Annotated in this window: 15 protein-coding genes and 3 pseudogenes; 12 read left to right on the forward strand and 6 right to left on the reverse strand. The window is 40.2% G+C overall.

The window, feature by feature from the left end; translation table 11 throughout:
* Positions 1-25: 25 nt before the first annotated feature.
* Entirely contained in the window at positions 26-2,062 is a 2,037-nt protein-coding gene (gene betT / locus A3G3_RS0105295; protein WP_019519504.1) for a choline BCCT transporter BetT, read from the reverse strand.
* A gap of 280 nt (positions 2,063-2,342) precedes the next feature.
* Here betT and betB point away from each other — a divergent pair, with 280 nt between their 5' ends.
* Together betB and betA are read left to right on the forward strand one after the other, a co-directional pair.
* On the forward strand, positions 2,343-3,821 hold the full coding sequence (gene betB / locus A3G3_RS0105300) for a betaine-aldehyde dehydrogenase (RefSeq protein ID WP_019519505.1): 1,479 nt from the start codon (positions 2,343-2,345) through the stop codon (positions 3,819-3,821).
* A 19-nt stretch (positions 3,822-3,840) separates the two neighbouring features.
* A complete protein-coding gene (betA, locus tag A3G3_RS0105305; RefSeq protein WP_019519506.1) occupies positions 3,841-5,556 on the forward strand; it encodes a choline dehydrogenase in 1,716 nt (571 codons plus the stop codon).
* 171 nt (positions 5,557-5,727) lie between these two features.
* Here betA and A3G3_RS0105310 read toward each other — a convergent pair whose 3' ends face one another.
* Positions 5,728-7,293: a mechanosensitive ion channel gene (locus tag A3G3_RS0105310; RefSeq protein WP_040631334.1), complete on the reverse strand. Its 1,566-nt coding sequence runs from the start codon at positions 7,291-7,293 to the stop codon at positions 5,728-5,730.
* Positions 7,294-7,699: 406 nt separating this feature from the next.
* On the opposite strand from A3G3_RS0105310, the gene A3G3_RS0105315 reads away from it, so the two are divergent.
* From A3G3_RS0105315 to A3G3_RS14815, 10 genes and pseudogenes are all read left to right on the forward strand, one after another.
* Positions 7,700-8,569 carry an FKBP-type peptidyl-prolyl cis-trans isomerase gene (locus tag A3G3_RS0105315; protein WP_019519508.1) on the forward strand — a complete coding sequence of 290 codons (870 nt, stop codon included), beginning with the start codon at positions 7,700-7,702 and terminating at the stop codon, positions 8,567-8,569.
* 108 nt (positions 8,570-8,677) lie between these two features.
* Positions 8,678-9,439 carry an FKBP-type peptidyl-prolyl cis-trans isomerase gene (locus A3G3_RS0105320; protein WP_019519509.1) on the forward strand — a complete coding sequence of 254 codons (762 nt, stop codon included), beginning with the start codon at positions 8,678-8,680 and terminating at the stop codon, positions 9,437-9,439.
* Between the two features lie 116 nt (positions 9,440-9,555).
* Positions 9,556-9,765 carry an AbrB/MazE/SpoVT family DNA-binding domain-containing protein gene (locus A3G3_RS0105325; RefSeq protein ID WP_019519510.1) on the forward strand — a complete coding sequence of 70 codons (210 nt, stop codon included), beginning with the start codon at positions 9,556-9,558 and terminating at the stop codon, positions 9,763-9,765.
* Between the two features lie 144 nt (positions 9,766-9,909).
* A complete protein-coding gene (locus tag A3G3_RS0105335; RefSeq protein WP_019519512.1) occupies positions 9,910-10,938 on the forward strand; it encodes a PDDEXK nuclease domain-containing protein in 1,029 nt (342 codons plus the stop codon).
* 47 nt (positions 10,939-10,985) lie between these two features.
* A complete protein-coding gene (locus A3G3_RS0105340; RefSeq protein WP_019519513.1) occupies positions 10,986-12,083 on the forward strand; it encodes a hypothetical protein in 1,098 nt (365 codons plus the stop codon).
* Between the two features lie 10 nt (positions 12,084-12,093).
* Positions 12,094-12,564: a hypothetical protein gene (locus A3G3_RS0105345; RefSeq protein ID WP_156802106.1), complete on the forward strand. Its 471-nt coding sequence runs from the start codon at positions 12,094-12,096 to the stop codon at positions 12,562-12,564.
* On the forward strand, positions 12,557-13,261 hold the full coding sequence (locus A3G3_RS0105350) for a hypothetical protein (RefSeq protein WP_019519515.1): 705 nt from the start codon (positions 12,557-12,559) through the stop codon (positions 13,259-13,261). The genes A3G3_RS0105345 and A3G3_RS0105350 overlap by 8 nt, the downstream gene beginning before the upstream one ends.
* Positions 13,262-13,294: 33 nt before the next feature.
* Entirely contained in the window at positions 13,295-15,184 is a 1,890-nt protein-coding gene (parE, locus tag A3G3_RS0105355; protein WP_019519516.1) for a DNA topoisomerase IV subunit B, read from the forward strand.
* A gap of 231 nt (positions 15,185-15,415) precedes the next feature.
* Positions 15,416-16,048 (forward strand): annotated as a pseudogene (locus A3G3_RS13230) (LemA family protein); the annotation flags it as partial.
* A gap of 238 nt (positions 16,049-16,286) precedes the next feature.
* Entirely contained in the window at positions 16,287-17,513 is a 1,227-nt protein-coding gene (locus A3G3_RS14815) for a TPM domain-containing protein (protein WP_019519518.1), read from the forward strand.
* A gap of 207 nt (positions 17,514-17,720) precedes the next feature.
* Here A3G3_RS14815 and A3G3_RS0105375 read toward each other — a convergent pair whose 3' ends face one another.
* The 4 genes and pseudogenes from A3G3_RS0105375 to A3G3_RS14480 form a co-directional block, all read right to left on the reverse strand.
* Positions 17,721-18,293 carry a phosphatidylglycerophosphatase A family protein gene (locus A3G3_RS0105375; protein ID WP_019519519.1) on the reverse strand — a complete coding sequence of 191 codons (573 nt, stop codon included), beginning with the start codon at positions 18,291-18,293 and terminating at the stop codon, positions 17,721-17,723.
* Positions 18,294-18,295: 2 nt separating this feature from the next.
* Positions 18,296-19,013 (reverse strand): annotated as a pseudogene (locus A3G3_RS0105380) (class I SAM-dependent methyltransferase); the annotation flags it as partial.
* A gap of 173 nt (positions 19,014-19,186) precedes the next feature.
* Positions 19,187-19,399 (reverse strand): hypothetical protein, encoded by a 213-nt coding sequence (locus A3G3_RS0105390; RefSeq protein ID WP_019519520.1) that lies wholly within the window; start codon positions 19,397-19,399, stop codon positions 19,187-19,189.
* A pseudogene (locus tag A3G3_RS14480) lies at positions 19,389-19,524 on the reverse strand (IS1595 family transposase); the annotation flags it as partial. The gene A3G3_RS0105390 and the pseudogene A3G3_RS14480, both read right to left, overlap by 11 nt.

Consider the following 19,524-nt stretch of genomic DNA (forward strand, 5'->3'; position numbering starts at 1 on the left):
ATTTTAATTAAAACCATCGTTAATGTCATTCATGAAAGACAGGACGATTACCCGGCGTGGCACGGTTAATGTGCAAGAAAGCACGGTGGCGTTCGTATTTGTCAAGAATATCATTAATCACTTGTTCCTTGCTATAACCCGACAAGTCATTGCCTTGTAAACCGTCAAATAACATGGTTTCCAAGTGATAATAATGGCTTTGAGCATCAGGTACAATCGGACGCATCGGCACAGAATACGCCACAGGATGAATGCCGTAGATGAAGTTTTGCTCATTTTGATAAGCAATTTCTAGGTTGATTTGATAAAGTTCATGCTTATCAGAATTATCAGCGATTGGCGTGGTATCAACCGTCACCGTTAACCCTTTTTTAGCAAGCTCATCGGCGACCACTTTTACCGCAGACAGACAAATGTTGTCAAGAGTGGCTTTGGTCGTAACTTTATCAGGATAAGACGTGATACGGTCAAGGCGTGCTTGCCAGTTGTCAATATCCACATTGCCCGCCACAGGCCCTGCGTGCAGTTTGGTTGATGCTTCACGAAAATCTTCCAACCGCAGTGAGGTAAACAGCCCTGTCATCACAAAAAAGATGACAAAACTAAATGGCAAACCCATAATAATGGTAGCTTTTTGCAAGGCAGTAATGCCATCTGTCATTAACATGGCAATTGTCAAACCTGCAATCGCAAGCGACCAAAAAATACGGTTCCAAATGGGTGGATTGTTATGGCTATCGGTGCTTTTACAGCTAAAATTACCCAAAACCAACGCCCCAGAGTCTGCCGATGTGACATAAAACAAAAAGCCTGATACAAATGCCAAAACCGCTGTAAATTCAAACCACGGATAAAACGACAACAGCTCAAAAAAACCCACTTCTGGACGAGCGGTCACTTTTTCAGCAAAGGCAAGATTGCCATTAATCACCTGATCTAAGGCACTATTGCCCATGATGGACAGCCACGCAAGCGTAAACATAAATGGAATAGATAACGTGCCAACCACAAACTGACGAATGGTGCGACCTTTGGAGATTTGTGCCAAAAACAGCCCCACAAATGGCGACCACGCAATCCACCACGCCCAAAAAAACAGCGTCCAATCTTGCACCCATTGTTTGACTTCGGCGGACTGTTCGTAGGCAAATGTGTTAAGGGTTAGATTAGGAAATTGTGCCAAATAATCGCCCACATTTTGTACAATGGCGTTAAGCAAAAATTCGGTATTGCCCAAAAATAACACAAATAACATCAGGCCAATGGCAAAATAAATATTCAGCTCCGATAAAATTTTAATGCCTTTTGACACGCCTGTCGTTACCGAAATGATGGTCAAAATCACCGCAACCACAATCAAAATCAACTGCCAAATCAGACTTTCTGGCACACCCAAGATAATATGCAAACCATAATTTAGCTGAACCACACCAATACCGCAAGTGGTCGCAATACCAAAAATCGCCCCCAAAATCGCCGCCACATCCACCGCATCGCCTGCTTTGCCATAGATTTTTTTGCCAATCATGGGATAAAGTGCCGAACGAATGGACAAAGGCAAATTATAACGATACGAAAAATAGCCCAAAGCAATGCCAATCAACGCATACATTGACCAACCTGTCATGCCATAGTGAAAAATCGTCCACATAAGTGCTTCACGGGCTGCATCAGCTGTCTGTGGGTCTGCAATTGGTGGAGCCATGTACTGCATAATCGGCTCTGCCACCGAAAAAAACATGAGGTCAATGCCAATTCCCGCCGCAAACAACATCGCCGACCAGCTCAAAAGGCTATATTCTGGCACGGAATGTTTTGGACCTAGTTTGATATCACCATAACGAGAACAAGCAATAAATAAGACAAAAATAATACACAAACTTGTGGTAAAAAAGTAATACCAACCAAAGGTATGAGTCACCCAGTTTAACACCGTGTCCAAAATCTGTGAGGCAGTTTGGTTAAACAAAATGGTATAAAGGCTAAAAAACACGATTATTGTTGCCGAGACAAAAAACACACTGTGATTTAAATCACTCGTCGGCTGTCCATTTTTTTTCATCGTTTAGTCCGTCAATTTATCTTATAAAATACGCTAAAATCTTGCATTAAAACAACACAAGAACCTATCAAAATACAGTCATCATAACAAGATTTGCAATTGAAATCAATGATTTGCCTAATAGCACGCTTTTTGTTATCATAATATTTCATTATTTTTATCCAACTTTTTAACAAAAATAATGAGTTATCGCTGAATTATTACTTATTTATCAGATTTTTTAATCAGTTTTTTAAAAAATTTACTGTATTTGAACAAGCATTTTAACAGGAGAATACTGATGGACAACTCAACACAACTTTATATTCATGGTGGCTATGTCAATTCAAGCAGTGAAAAAACCTTTGAAACCATTAATCCTGCTACAGGCGAAGTACTGGCGGTGGTGCAAAGTGCAAGCCTTGCCGATATTGACAAAGCAGTAGAAAGTGCCAAACAAGGACAAAAAATCTGGGCGAATATGACCGCCACCGAACGCTCTCGTATTTTATTAAAAGCGGTGGCGATTTTGCGCAAGCGTAATGATGAGCTTGCTCACCTAGAGACTGCTGACACAGGCAAGGCATACAGCGAAACATCGGCGGTGGACATCGTCACAGGGGCGGACGTGCTTGAGTATTATGCAGGGCTTGCCACCGCCACCCAAGGCATTCAAGTGCCTTTGCGTGAAACGAGCTTTGTTTATACTCGCCGTGAGCCACTTGGCGTGGTGGCAGGGATTGGGGCGTGGAATTACCCCATTCAAATCGCCCTTTGGAAATCCGCTCCTGCTTTGGCGGCGGGCAATGCCATGATTTTTAAGCCAAGCGAAATCACCCCTTTAACCGCCCTAAAACTTGCCGAAATCTATACCGAAGCAGGCGTGCCTGATGGCGTGTTTAATGTGGTACAAGGCGGTGGCGATGTCGGTGGTTGGCTAACGTCTCACCCAGAGATTGCCAAAATTTCCTTTACAGGTTCTGTACCCACTGGTAAAAAAGTTATGTCATCGGCAGGCTTAACCCTAAAAGATGTTACGATGGAGCTTGGCGGAAAATCCCCCTTAATCATCTGTGAAGACGCTGATATTGACAAGGCGGTGGACATTGCCATGATGGCAAACTTTTATAGCACAGGGCAGGTCTGTACCAACGGCACACGCGTGTTTGTACCAAAATCGCTAAAAGAGAAATTTGAGCAAGGCATTTTGAGCCGTTTGCCCTTTATCAAACTTGGCGACCCAAACGAGCCTGCCACCAACATGGGGCCTTTGGCAAGTTTTCCCCACATGGAAAAAGTGCTTGATTACATTGAACAAGGCAAACAAGCAGGAGCAAAACTACTGGCAGGCGGTGGACGATTTACCGACACGGTGAACGGTTTTGATTGTGGGAAAGGAGCCTATGTTCAGCCGACTGTTTTTACCAATTGTACTGATGAGATGAGCATTGTGACAGACGAGATTTTTGGACCTGTGATGAGTATTTTGACTTATGAAACGCTTGATGAAGCAATTGCTCGTGCCAATGCGACAGAATACGGTTTGGCAGGGGGTGTGGTGAGCCAAAATATCGCTACCGCTCATCGTGTGGTACACGCTTTGGAAGTGGGGATTTGTTGGATTAACACATGGGGCGAGTCGGACGCCAAAATGCCTGTCGGTGGCTACAAAGCCTCTGGTGTGGGGCGTGAAAATGGCATTAGCACACTAAACCATTATACCCAAATCAAATCGGTACAAGTAGAGATGGGTGAATTTACATCGATATTTAAGGCATAAAAAATAAAAGGAAAAAATCATGACGCAAAATTACGATTATATCATCATTGGGGCAGGTTCGGCAGGCAATGTGCTTGCTACTCGTTTAACGGAGGATAGCGATGTCTCCGTACTACTTTTAGAAGCAGGTGGGCCTGATTATCGCCTAGATTTTCGCACGCAAATGCCCGCCGCGTTGGCGTATCCTTTACAAGGTCGCCGTTATAATTGGGCGTATCTCACCGACCCTGAGCCACACATGAACAACCGCCGTATGGAGTGCGGACGTGGCAAGGGGCTTGGCGGTTCATCACTTATTAATGGCATGTGTTATATTCGTGGCAATGCGATGGATTTGGATGGCTGGGCGAAATTGGACGGCTTAGAAGATTGGAGCTATGCCGACTGTTTGCCTTACTATAAAAAGTCCGAGACCCGTGATGTGGGTGAAAACGACTATCATGGTGGATCAGGACCTGTCAGCGTAACCACGTCACAGCGTGGCGATAAAATTGGTAATAACGAACTGTTCAATGCGATGGTGGAGGCAGGCGTGCAAGCAGGTTATCCACGCACCGATGATTTGAACGGTTATCAGCAAGAGGGTTTTGGTCCGATGGACAGAACGGTTACGCCCAAGGGCAGACGATCATCTACCGCTCGTGGCTATCTGGACATGGCAAAATCTCGCCCAAACCTTACCATAAAGACCCATGCCGTCACGGATAAGATTTTGTTTTCTGGTAAAAAAGCGATTGGCGTGCAATATTTACAAGGCTCTGACGCAAATCCTATTGTCGTTCACGCCAATCGTGAAGTCATCGTCTCGGCAGGGGCGATTGCCTCACCGCAAATCTTGCAACGCTCAGGTGTAGGCAGTAAGGCTCTGCTTGACGAATTTAAAATCCCTGTGGTGCATGATTTACCCGGTGTGGGTGAAAATTTGCAAGACCATTTGGAAATGTATTTGCAATACGAATGTATCAAGCCTGTATCGCTGTATCCTGCCTTAAAATGGTACAATCAGCCTGCCATCGGAGCGGAATGGCTGTTTTTGGGAACGGGCATTGGGGCGAGCAACCAGTTCGAGGCAGGCGGTTTTATCCGTACACGAGAAGAATTTGAATGGCCGAACATTCAATACCACTTTTTGCCTGTGGCGATTAATTACAACGGCTCAAATGCGGTCAATGCTCATGGTTTTCAGGCACACGTTGGCTCAATGCGTTCGCCATCTCGGGGTCGCATTCGCCTAAAATCGCTAAATCCGCACGACCACCCAAGCATTTTGTTTAACTATATGTCGCATGAACAAGACTGGCAGGAGTTTCGTGATGGCATTCGTATCACACGAGAAATCATGCACCAACCAGCCCTAGACCCGTACCGTGGGCGTGAAATTAGCCCAAGTGCCAACGCCAAAACCGATGCCGAGCTTGATGCTTTTGTGCGTAGTCATGCTGAGACGGCGTATCACCCTTCGTGTAGCTGTAAAATGGGCTATGATGACATGGCGGTGGTGGACAATGAAGGGCGTGTGCATGGCATAGAAGGGCTTCGTGTGGTGGACGCCTCTATCATGCCACTTATCATCACAGGCAACCTAAATGCCACCACGATTATGATTGGGGAAAAAATCGCCGATAGCATTCGTGGTAAAAAATTGCCAAAATCGGATGCGCCTTATTATAAGGCAAACCCAAGCGTGCTCAGAAATCCGCCAGTGCGTGCCTTTGATGAGCATATGTTAAAATAATTATTTGTTAAAGTTAAAAAACGTCCAAATTGGGCGTTTTTTTGGGCTTGGTATCATTGTCACAGCCATAATACGAATAGCGCTTGATAAACTGACTTAGAGAGTTTTGCTAGCATAAAAAAACGCCCCATTTCGGAGCGTTTTCATTTTTAAAAGTCATTTAACCGCAGATTAATCGTCTGTTTTTGGTTTTAAGTCATCGCTTAAAAAACTGCTAGTTGGTTTTAACAATTTTTTTGCTTCGGTTTCTGCTTCGGCTTTATCTTGAATATTTTTTAGCAAACGAGCTGCCGCATCACGACCGCCCAAACCAAACGCCAAAGCGAATGCCACAGCAACTGAACCAAGCGTTAAACCAAATGCCAAGTTCACGATTGAATCGGCGATACCCATCGCACGTAAGCCCATGGCAAGTACTAAGCCCATGATTAATACACGCACAAGGTTTGCCAAAAAGGTTGAGCCACTTGGTGAGCGTTGTACCATGCCTGCCAGTAGATTTGCCAACCAAAAACCAATTGCCAAAATCACTGCACCAAGCAAAATTTGAGCCCCAAATTCAATAAACATGGTGATTAAATTGCTGATGTGGTCAAAACCAAGCAAGTTTGATGCTTCAATCGTTGCAAATAACATCGCAAAAAACACAATCAAGCAACCGATAATATCCGAAACTTTGGTATTTTTAGCAGTAACTGGTTGATTTGGCTCAATAATATGAGGATTGGTATTTAATACATTTTGTAAGCCCAATTTGGTTGGCAAGTCGTTAATGCCTGTATTTTCTAGTAAGTTTTTAACAATATTTGCCACAAATTTCATCATATAATAGGTTAAGCCCAAAATCGCCGCCGCCGCAATGATATTTGGAATGGCAGTCATGATTTGGTTTAACATATTGGTCGCAGGGCGAGAGATTGACTCAATCTTTAACGCATCTAACGCCATGATAATCGTGGTAATCATCACCAGTAGATACACCAACGTCCCTGCCATATTTGACATTTGCATTTTATTGCTAATGCCTGCTTTATCGGTCAAGGCTTGAATGTTCAAACTTGCCACCACGTTGGTAGCGATACCACGCAAGATTTTGGCAATCACTAAGCCAACAAAGAACAAAACGCCAGCAACGACAATATTTGGTACAAAATCAAGGGCTTTGCCAATCATATTATTAACAGGTGTTAATAAACCTGTTAAGCCTAATTGTTGTAAAACCATTGGCAAAAACATCAACAAAATAAACCAATACGCAATATTGGCAATATTGTCGCTCATTGGCTGAACGCCTGCTTGCTGGGTCAATTTTTCGTCCAAAGTTGTACGATTTAACGCCCCTGTCAAAGCCGTGCGAGCAATGGTCGCAATCACAAAACCAAGCACCGCCAACATTGTCGCACCGATTAGATTTGGAATAAACAACAACACTTGATTAATCATATTAGCAAATGGCACAGAAATCGCATCCAAACGCAAGAAACTGAGCGATGCCGAAATGCCAATGACAAACACAAACCAAAATGCAATGCGAGACAACAAGCGAGCGATGTCGTAAGTTTTGCCTGTTGATGCGTTCATTTTTTGGTTAAGGTTGATTTTTGCCAGTAATTTATGCACTGCAGAGCCGATGATACCTGCCAAAATCCAGCCAATTAAAAAAATCACCAATGCCCCAATCATCGTAACCACCGATGAACCAAGGCTTTGGTTAAAATTGATAAAAAAATTATCCATAAATCCCCCAAATGCAATTTTTACAAAAAAATAGGACTTATCCAACGATAAATCCTTTAGATTTTTGGTAAATTGCAATCTTGCTTATAAAAAAATATATGTTTTAAAAAACGATTATCCAAACGTCACGTTAACACTTGATATTAAAAAATAATTATCAAGTGATTGTATTGTTTAGATAAAGTTTGCTTACTTTAAACTAAAAACTCTCAAAAAAACAGTATAAAAAAGTTGCTAAAGCGATAAATTAAGCAGTTTTTTGTAAACAGATGTAATAAAATGTAAATTAATTTTAAAATTGCACAAAGTTTTTGCCAAAATGCTAAATTTTTTGCATATTTTAGGCGGATTTTCTGTTATTATAGCGGGTAATTTTTTTGTTTTTGACACACATCTAGGATTTTTTATGAGCAATAAAACCGTTCCTGTTTTGGCTGGCATCGTGTTGGGTGCTGTGGCGTTAACGCCTATTTTTATGAAAAGTTTTGGCGACAATCCACAAGTCGCGAACGTTGGACGTTTGGCAAGCGGTGGCACGACTGGTGGTAGCACCATTACTGCCCAAAGCGATGATGTTACCAAAGCGGGCTACAGCTTGGGCTATATGATGGGCTCAAACGTTGCCCAAAGTGCCAAAGATTTAAAACAAGCCGATATTATTCAAGGCTTGCAAGATGGTCAAGCGGGTAAACAATCGGTGCTAACCCGTGAACAAATGGAACAAGCGGTTATGGCTTACCAAGAACGCCAAATGAAAGCGATGACTGAAGGGAATTTAGCAAAAGGTCAACAATTTTTGGCAGAAAACAAGAAAAATCCAAAAATCAAAACCACCGCATCAGGCTTACAATATGAAGTGTTAAAAGAAGGCAATGCTACCAAACCAAAAGCGACCGATATTGTTTCGGTCAATTATGAAGGTAAACTCATTGACGGCACAGTATTTGACAGCACCGCTCAACATGGCGGACAACCCGCTGAATTTCCGCTAAATCAAGTCATTCCAGGGTGGACAGAAGGCTTGCAATTAATGGGGGAAGGGGCGAAATACCGCTTTTATGTACCGTCAAATCTAGCTTATGGCGAACAAGGGGCACCGCAAGGGGGTATTGAGCCAAATAGCGTGTTGATTTTTGACGTGGAGTTGTTAAAAGTTAATCCAACCCAAGCCCAAGACACCCAAAAAATTGAGCTAAATGGCAACAACATGGAAGAGCAAATTAAACAACTAGAAACCCAAATGCAGCAAGCGGTAACCGCATCAACGGCAAAATAATGACTTGTTAAAAATCATTTTTTAAAAAATTGTAGCGTGGGTGACTGTGCGTAACCCACCAAAAATAAATTGTTTCATTTATTTTAAAAAATTAAAAAGAGAATTAATATGATAAAGAAGTTAAGCATTTGCACCCTTGCGATATTGGCAAGTGTGGCAAATATCGCATCTGCCGATAATAACATCAGCAAAACCAGCGTGGCAGACTCAAAATATTTACCGAAAACAACCGTTGTCAGCCCAACTAGCGACACCTTACAAAAAGTTGGCTACAGTTTTGGCTACATGATGGGCGATGGCAATAAAGACAGTGCCGATGACCTTGTGCTAGATGCCTATTTTCAAGGCTTTCGTGATGCGTATATCGGTAACACCCCTGCATTAACCGAAGCCCAAATTAAACAAGTATTGTTAGATTACCAAAAAAATAAAGAAGCCGAATATGCCAAAGAAATTGAAGCATTGGGCAAAAAAAATCTGGAACAAGGCAATGCTTATCTCAAAGAAAACGCCAAAAAATCAGGCGTAAAAACCACCAAATCAGGGCTACAATACAAGGTTTTAACCAATGCCAACGGCAAAAAACCGACCGCCAAAGACACGGTTTCGGTGAATTATGAAGGGCGATTGATTGACGGTACGGTATTTGACAGCTCTTATAAACGTGGCGAGCCGTCCGTTTTTCCACTTGGTCAAGTGATTGATGGTTGGGTGGAAGGCTTGCAGTTAATGCCTGTTGGTTCAAAATATCAGTTTGTTGTGCCTGCAAATTTGGCGTATGGCGAAGCAGGTAATGTGGATATTGAGCCAAATAGCGTCTTGATTTTTGATGTGGAATTGCTTGAAATTAATCCGAAAAGCAAAAAATAAACCATGATTAGTTAAAGATTGTTGGTTTAAATAGGCTAAACGTAGGTTTGGTCTATTTTAGTTTTGTTTAAAGTAAAATAAAGAGTGTTTTAATATTTTAACAAAGGAAAATCTGTATGCTAAAATCAGTCGTTCATGATGGACAAACCACCATTCCTAGCGATGTGATGACGATGCTATCCCTTAAAGAAGGTCAAGAATTAACTTGGGTGATGATGCCTGACCGTAGTATTGTGTTGCGAGCAAAAAATCGTCCAATTACGGATTTGGACGGAATGTTACCAACGCCAAAACAAGCAGTTTCTATTGATGAGATGCGTTTATAATAATTTTATCAAGCTAATCGTGCGGATTTGCATACGGCGATTAGTGAGCAAGCCAATAAAACACCGTTTTATAGTTTTGATGTTAAAGCCAGTGAAATGAATAACAACCAATTATTTAATTGATTTTAAATTTTTTTTAACAAGATGAATACTATCTCCGACAATTTATTTACCAAAATCGCCGAAATTTTGCACCGTTCACGCCAAAATCTGGTGCAGACGGTCAATAGCACAATGACGCACGCTTATTTTGAAATTGGGCGAATGATTGTTGAAGATGAGCAAAACGGACAACTGCGAGCGGAATATGGCAAACAGCAGTTGGCAAAATTATCCACGCAATTAACCGCTGAATTTGGTAAGGGATTTTCCGAACGCAATTTACAAAGAATGCGTCAGTTTTATTTGGTTTATAGCGAGCAACGAGCATTTATTGCAAGTAAAAACAATGAGTTACAAATTTCGCCAACAGTGTTGTCGCAATTTCAGCTAAGTTATTCGCATTATTTAAAACTCATGCGAATTGCCGACCCGTTAGAACGCCAATTTTATGAAATTGAAAGCATTAAGCACAATTGGAGCTTGCGAGAGTTAGAACGTCAGTACGATACGGCGTTGTTTACACGCCTTAGTTTGAGTAAAAATAAAGACGATGTTTTAAAGCTGGCATTGACAGGGCAAGTGATTGAAAAACCACAAGATTTAATCAAAGACCCTTATATTTTGGAGTTTTTAGGTCTGCCAGAGCAAAATTTGTATTCTGAAAATGAGCTTGAAAACCAATTGATTGACAAGTTAGAGCAGTTTTTGTTGGAGCTTGGGGCGGGTTTTACGTTTGTTGGTCGCCAAGAACGGATTAGCTTTGATGAACAGCATTTTTTTGTGGATTTGGTGTTTTATAATCGCTTGTTACGTTGTTTTGTGTTGATTGATTTAAAAATTGGCAAGTTAAAACATCAAGATATCGGACAGATGCAAATGTACGTGAATTTTTATGACCGTCAGATGAAACTTGACGATGAAAATCCCACGATTGGCATTATTTTGTGCCAAGATAAAAATCAATCAGTGGTGGAATTTACCTTGCCTGCTGACAATACGCAAATTTTTGCCAGTCGTTATCAGACGATTTTACCAAGTAAAGAGCAACTGTTGCAAGTTATTAGTGACTAAGTTAATCAATTTTTTAAAAACCTAAACTTAATTTTAAGGAGTGGAATATGAAAAAAAACTCACAAAAAGACAAATACACTCTCGATAAAAAACGAGAAATATTAGCTAGCAATATTCGTCAGCTAAAGGTTAGAAAGTTTCCATTTGACGATTTAAACAGCATTGCGAAAAAGGCGGGATTATCCTCATCTGTGGGTTCAGAAGCAGTTGCTCAGAAAATAGAAAAGCTAGAGGGTAAAGATGCTAGTAAAATAATTACTGGGATGTTTGAAAAGATTGAAAATTTGCTAGAATATAATACCGCCTTAGCTTCAAAAAGAATCTATTTATACGAAGTTCCCATAGATGAGTTAAAAGAAATTAAAAATTTATTTGATACCCATAGCTTGTTCAATAGCAAATTTAAATTAGGTGATGAGAGTTTATTTGATTACTCACTGCCTAATAATAATGACCGATATTCTAGTAAAATTTATAAAGCTAGTGATACATTATTTTTATACTATATAAAGGGTTTTCGATCTTATGTTGAAAAAGTACATTCTCCCTCTCTAATGGCTAAAGCTCAAAATATTGAGGATGATGGAGAAGTTATTGATGTTCTAAAGGTAGTTAAACACAATGTAACAATATTCGATTTTGTTGCAATAGATTTAAAAAATAATTGTCTCATTTATGGGCTAGACTTAGATAATGGAAAGTTTATAAAAGCTGAACTAGATAAAGCTTACGGCAAAATTAGTGATATTTTTAAAAATAGTTTTTCTAAATTTAATTTAAAGCCAATTAATTTAAGACCCTGTATTGCAAAAATGGAAAAAGAATTGAATGGTAAAGTAACCAAACATGGTTTTGCAACAGATGATGGTTCATACTCTTATACAGGTGGTAGTTCAACTCAAAAATTAGATGCTAGGCAAGATAAATTTTATGATGAAGGTATCAAAAATGTTAGCCCTGATTATTTTGGGATTAGAAAAATATATTCTTTAGAGAATAAAGATAATCCAATAATAGCTATAGAAATGGGATATAGAGAATACAGATCTTCAGCAACTTCAGAAATCAGATATGCAATTTTATATAATTTAACAAAATTTGAAAGCTTGCAATTTTGCATAGATAAAATTATTTCTTTTAAATGAGATGTTTAAAATGGAAGCTAATCTAATGAAAATAAAAAGTTTTTTTGAATTAAAAACTAAATATCTTATTGAAGGCAGAGAAGATGGATATTTATTAGAAGAATCCTGTTTTAATATTATAGAAAATATTGTAGAAAGAGAAAAACTTAATAAAGACAAGTTTTTTGATTTTTCTTCCCTATTTAATATTTCAAAATTAGATAGGGATAATGATAAACAAAAATCTATATTTATAAAAATAGTCTATATTCTTGTACATCCAAACGTCGATTTTTTGGAGCAGAAGTTTCATTATTTGAATGATGATAGTAATTGGTATGATTTGGATATTGAAATCATTTATGAAAGTTATAAAACAAATATCTATATAGACCCACGCAATGACAGAAAAGTTTCAAAAGTTGAATTTAATGAAATAGTTTTGCCATACTTTGTTCCTTCTGATTTATTGATTAGTAAATTGGAGGAACTTAGTGAATAGTTTTAACGATTTCCCATATGCAGAAGATTTAGCGATAAGAAATATTGCCTCAAAACTTTCATACGAAGATTTCATTAGCCAGTTAAATGAAGATATTGACTTAATAGTTGCAGATATGATGGATGGCGTAGAAAATTTTATTGATAGGAACGAAAAAAATATTTCATATCATATCTATACGAATTTGAAGTCTAAAAACTATTCTGCAGAATACGACAGCGATAAAAATGGTAATGCTGATATTTCAGTAAGTGCTGGCTCATATAGATGGTTAGCTGAAGCAAAAATTTTTGGAGGTAAGAATAACTATAATACTGATTATTTATACGGTGGATTTAAGCAATTAACGACTCGTTATAGTAAATGTCAAGGGAATGCAGATTGTGGTGCAATGTTTATTTATATTCATCCAAGAAGTGCAGATGATAGTGAAAAAAATGTGATGGATGCTTGGAATAGTTTTTTAGAAGGAAAGAAATTGGAGTTAAATCAGCTTTGTATTATTCCACACAGTGGAAAAGATAGAAGTTTATATACTCAACATATACATGGTACAAGTGGTTATCCGTATAAAGTTAGGCATATTCCACTATGTTTTTTTCATTTACCTGAGGATAAGAGCGGGGTAAATGCAAAGAAATATAATGAGACTAGAGAAAAATTCTTAAATTTCGATAGCAAAGAAGAACATTTTTAAATCTGTTTTAAAAAATTATAGGTAGAATTAATAGTGAGTAAATACACCAGTCAAAGTTTAGAAGTATTAGAAGGTCTTGACCCTGTGCGTCGTCGTGCAGGTATGTACACCGACACGACCCGCCCAAACCACCTTGCCCAAGAAGTCATCGACAATTCGGTGGATGAGGCTTTAGCAGGATATGCCAAAAATATTACCATTATTTTGCACCCTGACAACTCCTTGTCGGTGGAAGATGACGGACGGGGCATGCCGACCGACATTCACCCAGAATTTAACCAGTCGGGCATTGAGATTATCCTAACCAAACTGCATGCAGGCGGAAAATTTTCCACCGACAACTACCAAGTCTCAGGCGGTCTGCACGGTGTGGGCATTAGTGTCGTGAATGCCTTGTCGCACCGTGTGGAGGTGACCGTGTGGCGGTCTGGCGAAGAATTTAGTATGAATTTTGTCGAGGGTGAACCTACCGCACCCTTAGCAGTCAAGCCAAGTTCTAACAAAAAAAAACGTGGCACAAAAGTGCAATTTTGGGTCAATGAAAGCTATTTTGATACGCCAAAATTTAACATCAAGCAATTAAAACACCACCTAAAAGCCAAGGCAGTGTTATCGGCAGGTTTAACCATTACTTTTATCAATGAAATTGATAATGAGACGGAGGTTTGGCAATTTGACAATGGCTTATCGCAATATTTAACTGAGCAAATTGGTGATAATGCCACCGTGCCAGAGTTACCTTATGTCTTTGATTATGAGGCCAAAAAAGGTGAGCGAGCAGGACTTAATTTTGCCCTAAACTGGAATGTGGACGACGGGGCAACCGTGCAAGAAAGCTATGTGAACCTAATCCCCACAATCCAAGGTGGCACGCACGTCAACGGATTACGTACAGGCATCACCGATGCGTTAAAAGAGTTTTGCGAACTGCACAATTTATTGCCAAGAAATGTCAAACTCACCGCCGATGACGTGTGGGACGGCGTGAACTTTATTGTATCTTTAAAATTCTCCGAACCCCAATTTAGTGGACAAACCAAAGAACGCCTATCTAGCCGTGAAGCGGTGTCGGTCGTGCAATCATTTGCCAAAGACGGCTTTAGCCTGTGGCTTAACCAAAACACTGAAATTGCCAAACAAATCGCCGAACTTGCTATTACAAAAGCTGGCACACGCTTGAAATCTGCCAAAAAGGTCGAACGCAAAAAAATCACTCAAGGTCCTGCCTTGCCTGGTAAATTAGCCGACTGTCGTGCGACTTTGCGAGATGGTGCAGAGTTGTTTTTGGTAGAAGGTGATTCGGCAGGCGGTAGTGCAAAACAAGCAAGAGACCGTCATTTTCAGGCGATTATGCCACTTCGTGGGAAGATTTTAAACTCGTGGGAAGTCTCTAGCGATACCGTTTTAGCCAGTGAAGAAATTCACAACATTGCGATTGCCATTGGTGTTGACCCCAATTCTGATGATTTGTCCGAACTGCGTTACGACAAAATTTGTATTCTAGCGGACGCTGACTCGGACGGTTTGCACATTGCCACTTTGCTGTGTGCGTTATTTGTCAAACATTTTTCGGCAGTTGTGGAAGCGGGGCATTTGTTTGTCGCTATGCCACCGCTTTACCGCATTGACATTGGTAAAGAGGTGGCATACGCTCTTGATAATGACGAGCTTGAGCATATTTTGAAAAAATTGCCAAAAACCAAAAAAGCCCAAATCACTCGCTTTAAGGGGCTCGGTGAAATGAGTGCCGAACAACTCAGAGAAACCACGATGAACCCTGATACTCGCAGACTTGTGCAGTTGGATTTAGACGACCATCACGCCACCGATGCGATCATGGATATGCTTTTGGCAAAAAAACGAGCAAGCGACCGTAAAATATGGCTTGAACAAAAAGGGGATTTGGCAGATTTATCAGTATGATAACAATTCCAAACATTATTTCAGCTGGTCAAACGGGTGTTGATAGGGGACATTTTTTGAGTTTAATTTTCTTTTGTTACTATTTTTGGTAAAGGGTTGAATGAACTGTTAAAAGTTTTTTTAAAAAAAACGTTAACAAAAACACACACATTTAACAAATAATAAACTTACAAACCGTACCAATACCATGATAATACCGACATAAAATTGATAACAAGATTAGGTATTTTTATGAAAATCAACGCCCAAACCGCCAAACACTTTGCCCTAGCCACTGCTATTATTGTCGGCTCTGCCAACTTAACAGGCTGTGGCTATAACGCCATGCAAGCCCAAGATGAGCAAATCAACGCCTCATGGTCAGAAGTCGTTAACCAATACCAACGCCGTGCCGACTTAATCCCAAACCTTGTCAAAGTCGTTGCCCAATACGCCCAACACGAGCAAGCCACACTTACCCAAGTTACCCAAGCTCGTTCGGCAGCCACGTCTATTCAAGTCACCCCTGAGGTGTTAAACGACCCTGCCTCATTCCAACGTTTTCAACAAGCCCAAGACCAACTCGGCGGTGCGTTATCTCGTTTAATGGCGGTGTCCGAGCGTTATCCAGACCTAAAAGCCGACCGTCAGTTCCAAGAACTGCAAGCCCAACTTGAAGGTACGGAAAATCGCATTACCGTGGCTCGTGGTCGCTATATCCAAGACGTGCAAACCTACAACACCACGGTTCGCCAATTCCCAACTAACCTAACCGCAAAAGTGTTCGGTATGCACACACGTCCAAACTTCACTGTCGGTAATGAAGCCCAAATCTCTGTCGCACCGACTGTTGATTTTGGCAACAATAACAATACCGCTAATGCAGGTGGACAACCTGTCCAAGCCAACCCAAATACTGCCAATGCAGGCGGGCAACCTGTGCAAAATGTTGTCACCCCAAATACGGCTAATACAGGGACAGCGACCGCCACCACGTCAGGTAATTCAGCAACGGCAACAGCTCAATAATTATTTTAATTGAGTTTTATTCTTAATAAATATTTTGAATTAGTCGTTTAATTTGCAATCATTACGGTTTGGCTTTAAAAAGGTTCGTCATGTTATGTTGGTAAAAACTACCCTTTCATCACCCACATTTGTAAAATCAGCATGGTTTGCCATGTTGACTGCCTTGTTTTTGTCAAATCCAAGCCTTGCCGAAACAGCGACCGCAACTGCCAATAGCAATCATGCCAATCAAGCCACGGCAACAGCGACTGCCACAAACAACGACAATATCTTGCAATCACACAGCGTGGCGGACATGGTGGCGTTGGGGCAAGTTGCCAAACAAAACGAAGCGGTGAATGACGCGGTATTTGGTAATGAAGCCATTCAAGAAACCCTAAATCATGATGCCTTACCCTTGCCAACAGGCACGCAAAATCAAGCATCAAATCAAAGTTCAAGCCAAACTTCAGACAATCAAACGACCCAAACCATGCCTCGTCAATCCACTGAAAAAGGGGTGGAAGGGGTGGATAGCAAGGATTTGGCATTGCAAAGTGCAGTGATTGACCAAGCACGGGTTTTAACCGCCAGTGAAAAATCCGCCCTTGAACACAAAATCCGCCAAATTTATCAACGTGGCTTGGCACAGCCTGCGATTGTGATTGTACCGACTACCAACGGTACAGATATTTTTAGCTATGCCATGCAAGTTGCCGAGCGTTGGCAGTTGGGTGGCAAGGACAGCGACAACGGACTGCTGATTGTGGTGGCGGTGAACGACCGTGATTTACAGATTTTAACAGGCTACGGCTTGGAAGGGGTCGTGCCTGATGCCATTGCCAAACGCATTATCCGTGAAGACATCACGCCGTACTTTAAACAAGGGGATTATGCAGGTGGGCTAAATGCTGGGTTAAATCGGATTGAAGAACGCCTAACCACCGATCCACAAATCCTTGCCCAAGCCGACGCCGAACAAGCCAAACAACAGCAAGTCAGTGGAGTATCGCCCATTCCCTTTGCGATTATGGCGTTGTTTGTGGGGTTTGTATTGACAGGGATTTTTGGACGGTTTTTGGGGGCGAGCATTACCGCAGGTGGCGTGGTAATTGGCGGAACTTTATTTGGTTTTGGTTTTTTTACTAGTTTAATCATTGCCATATTGCTATTTGTGTTCTTGTTAATCCGCAATACAGGTGGTAGACGTGGCGGTGGCGTTGTGATTGTACCGACAGGGGGCTTTGGTGGCGGTGGTTTTGGCGGTGGCGGTTTTGGTGGCGGGGGCTACGGCGGAGGCGGTGGAGGCTTTGGCGGTGGTGGAGCAGGTGGGTCGTGGTAAATTTCTATAATGAATGATAGCTTACAAAATTTAGAAATCAATCAATCACTTAACATAATCAAAGGCGATAATACCATTAAAAAATATATTTGGTAAATCGCCTTTGTTGTAATAAGCTAAAGATACAACAAAAATACTTAGAAAACTAAGCAAACTTGTTAAACCAACTTTTCTAACCATTTGTTTGGATTGAAAAATTTTTCTTTGTCAAGGCATAAAAAGCACATAACAAATTACCCCTGCCATCACCCCTGCCAACACATCATCAATCAAAATGCCAAAACCGCCATCAACATTTTTATCTACCCATTTAATCGGAAAAGGCTTGATAATATCAAAAAAGCGAAATAAAACAAAAGGTATGATAAATAATAAAACCACACTTGGGTGTAAATGGGCTAATCCTGCCTTATTGCCACTTTGTGTACTTGCCAATAACCAAACGCTTGGCAATAATGCAATCCACATTCCTACCCATTCATCAAACACAATGTGCGGGTCATCGTGAACTTGCATTAAATCTGATGTCTTGCCACAAATAAAACTGCCAATCAAACAACCCAAAACGGTCATGGCAAAAAACCCCAAAAAGCCCAATAATAACATCGGTAATGCCATCACAAGTCCACCCACCGTCCCCCAAGTGCCAGCCGCTTTTTTGGGTAAGCCAGAACCTAAGCCAATGCCAAGCCAATAAATACATCTTTCCCAAGTGGTAGCGGTTTTTGGGCAAGGGGGGCAGGGGTTGGATTTACGAATGTCGGGCTTGTGGTTGGTCATAGTTATTTATCTTTTGTTGCAACAATACCAAATGCCATATCTTGTAAAAATATGCCATTTTCACTATTTTTTAATTCATCGGCTAATTGTTCTGCCAAAGTATTGTGATTTAAAGCACTTAAAATTGGCGAATTGTCTTTTAATAAACCAAAACTTTCCATTCTTTCACGCATTACACCAATGAGCCACGCCAAATCTGAAATGGTGTCCGCTGTTTTAATCGTTGCTTCACAAAAATGCTCTTTGATATCAAAACCTGTTTGTGTTAGCAGTTGATATAATTTTCTACCAATATGAATATCACCATTTTCTGCTAATACGGTTTTCCAAGCCAAACCAATCGCTTGTTCATTTAATGGTAAATATTGTGGCAGTTCATCAAAAATTGCATCGGTTTCTTGCAAGGCAATCACACCGCCCGTGTTTAAAATGGCATATAATTTTTGTAAAGTTTGCATTGGATTTGGCAAATACATGAACACTCTACGAGCTATAATTGCATCAAAATTTTTATTTAATGTTGCTAATTGATCAATATCCATACACAAAAATTGTATGTTGGCAATATTGTGTTGCTGTTCCAATGGCTTTTTTGTTGATATCAATGCCAATAATATTGCATTGGTTGTTTAATATTGAATTTGCTAAAAAACTTAATTCGCCTGTACCACACCCAATATCCAAAATGGTCATATTGGGTTCTAGTGCAAGACCCAATAATCTTTGACTAAATTCATTGCGTCTGGATTGTAGATTTGACATTAAAAATTCTTCTAATCTTTCATTAATTTTTTGATTCTGATAATAAATTTCTAACTCTTGTTAGGTTATAATTTCAGATATTGTAAATATCTGTCTTGTACTACCTAATAACAGTCTTGAATAATAAAAGATTATTTTACAAAATTTCTTTTATAAAGCATATGATTTTTGATATTAGTTAAAGCGTCATTTTCGTCCCAAATTTGTAATTCCCATGGATAATAAAAATTGCTAGCATTTTTAAAATATACATGAATACCAACATAATCATCAACATCTCTTAAATACCAATTTTTAAGACCATATTTTTCTTGGGGCTGAACTAGATTAAGTTCAAATTTCACACCATCTTCTCAATACTCTAAGCTGATTACAGGCGAGCCATAGTTAAAACGAAACTCACATTCTTTAATAAAAAGATGAAAGTTTTTCTTATCAATGCCGTTGTATTTTCTCAGCATTCTCTTGG

Origin of the sequence: Moraxella boevrei DSM 14165 (assembly GCF_000379845.1) — a bacterium.
GTDB classification, from domain to species: domain Bacteria; phylum Pseudomonadota; class Gammaproteobacteria; order Pseudomonadales; family Moraxellaceae; genus Faucicola; species Faucicola boevrei.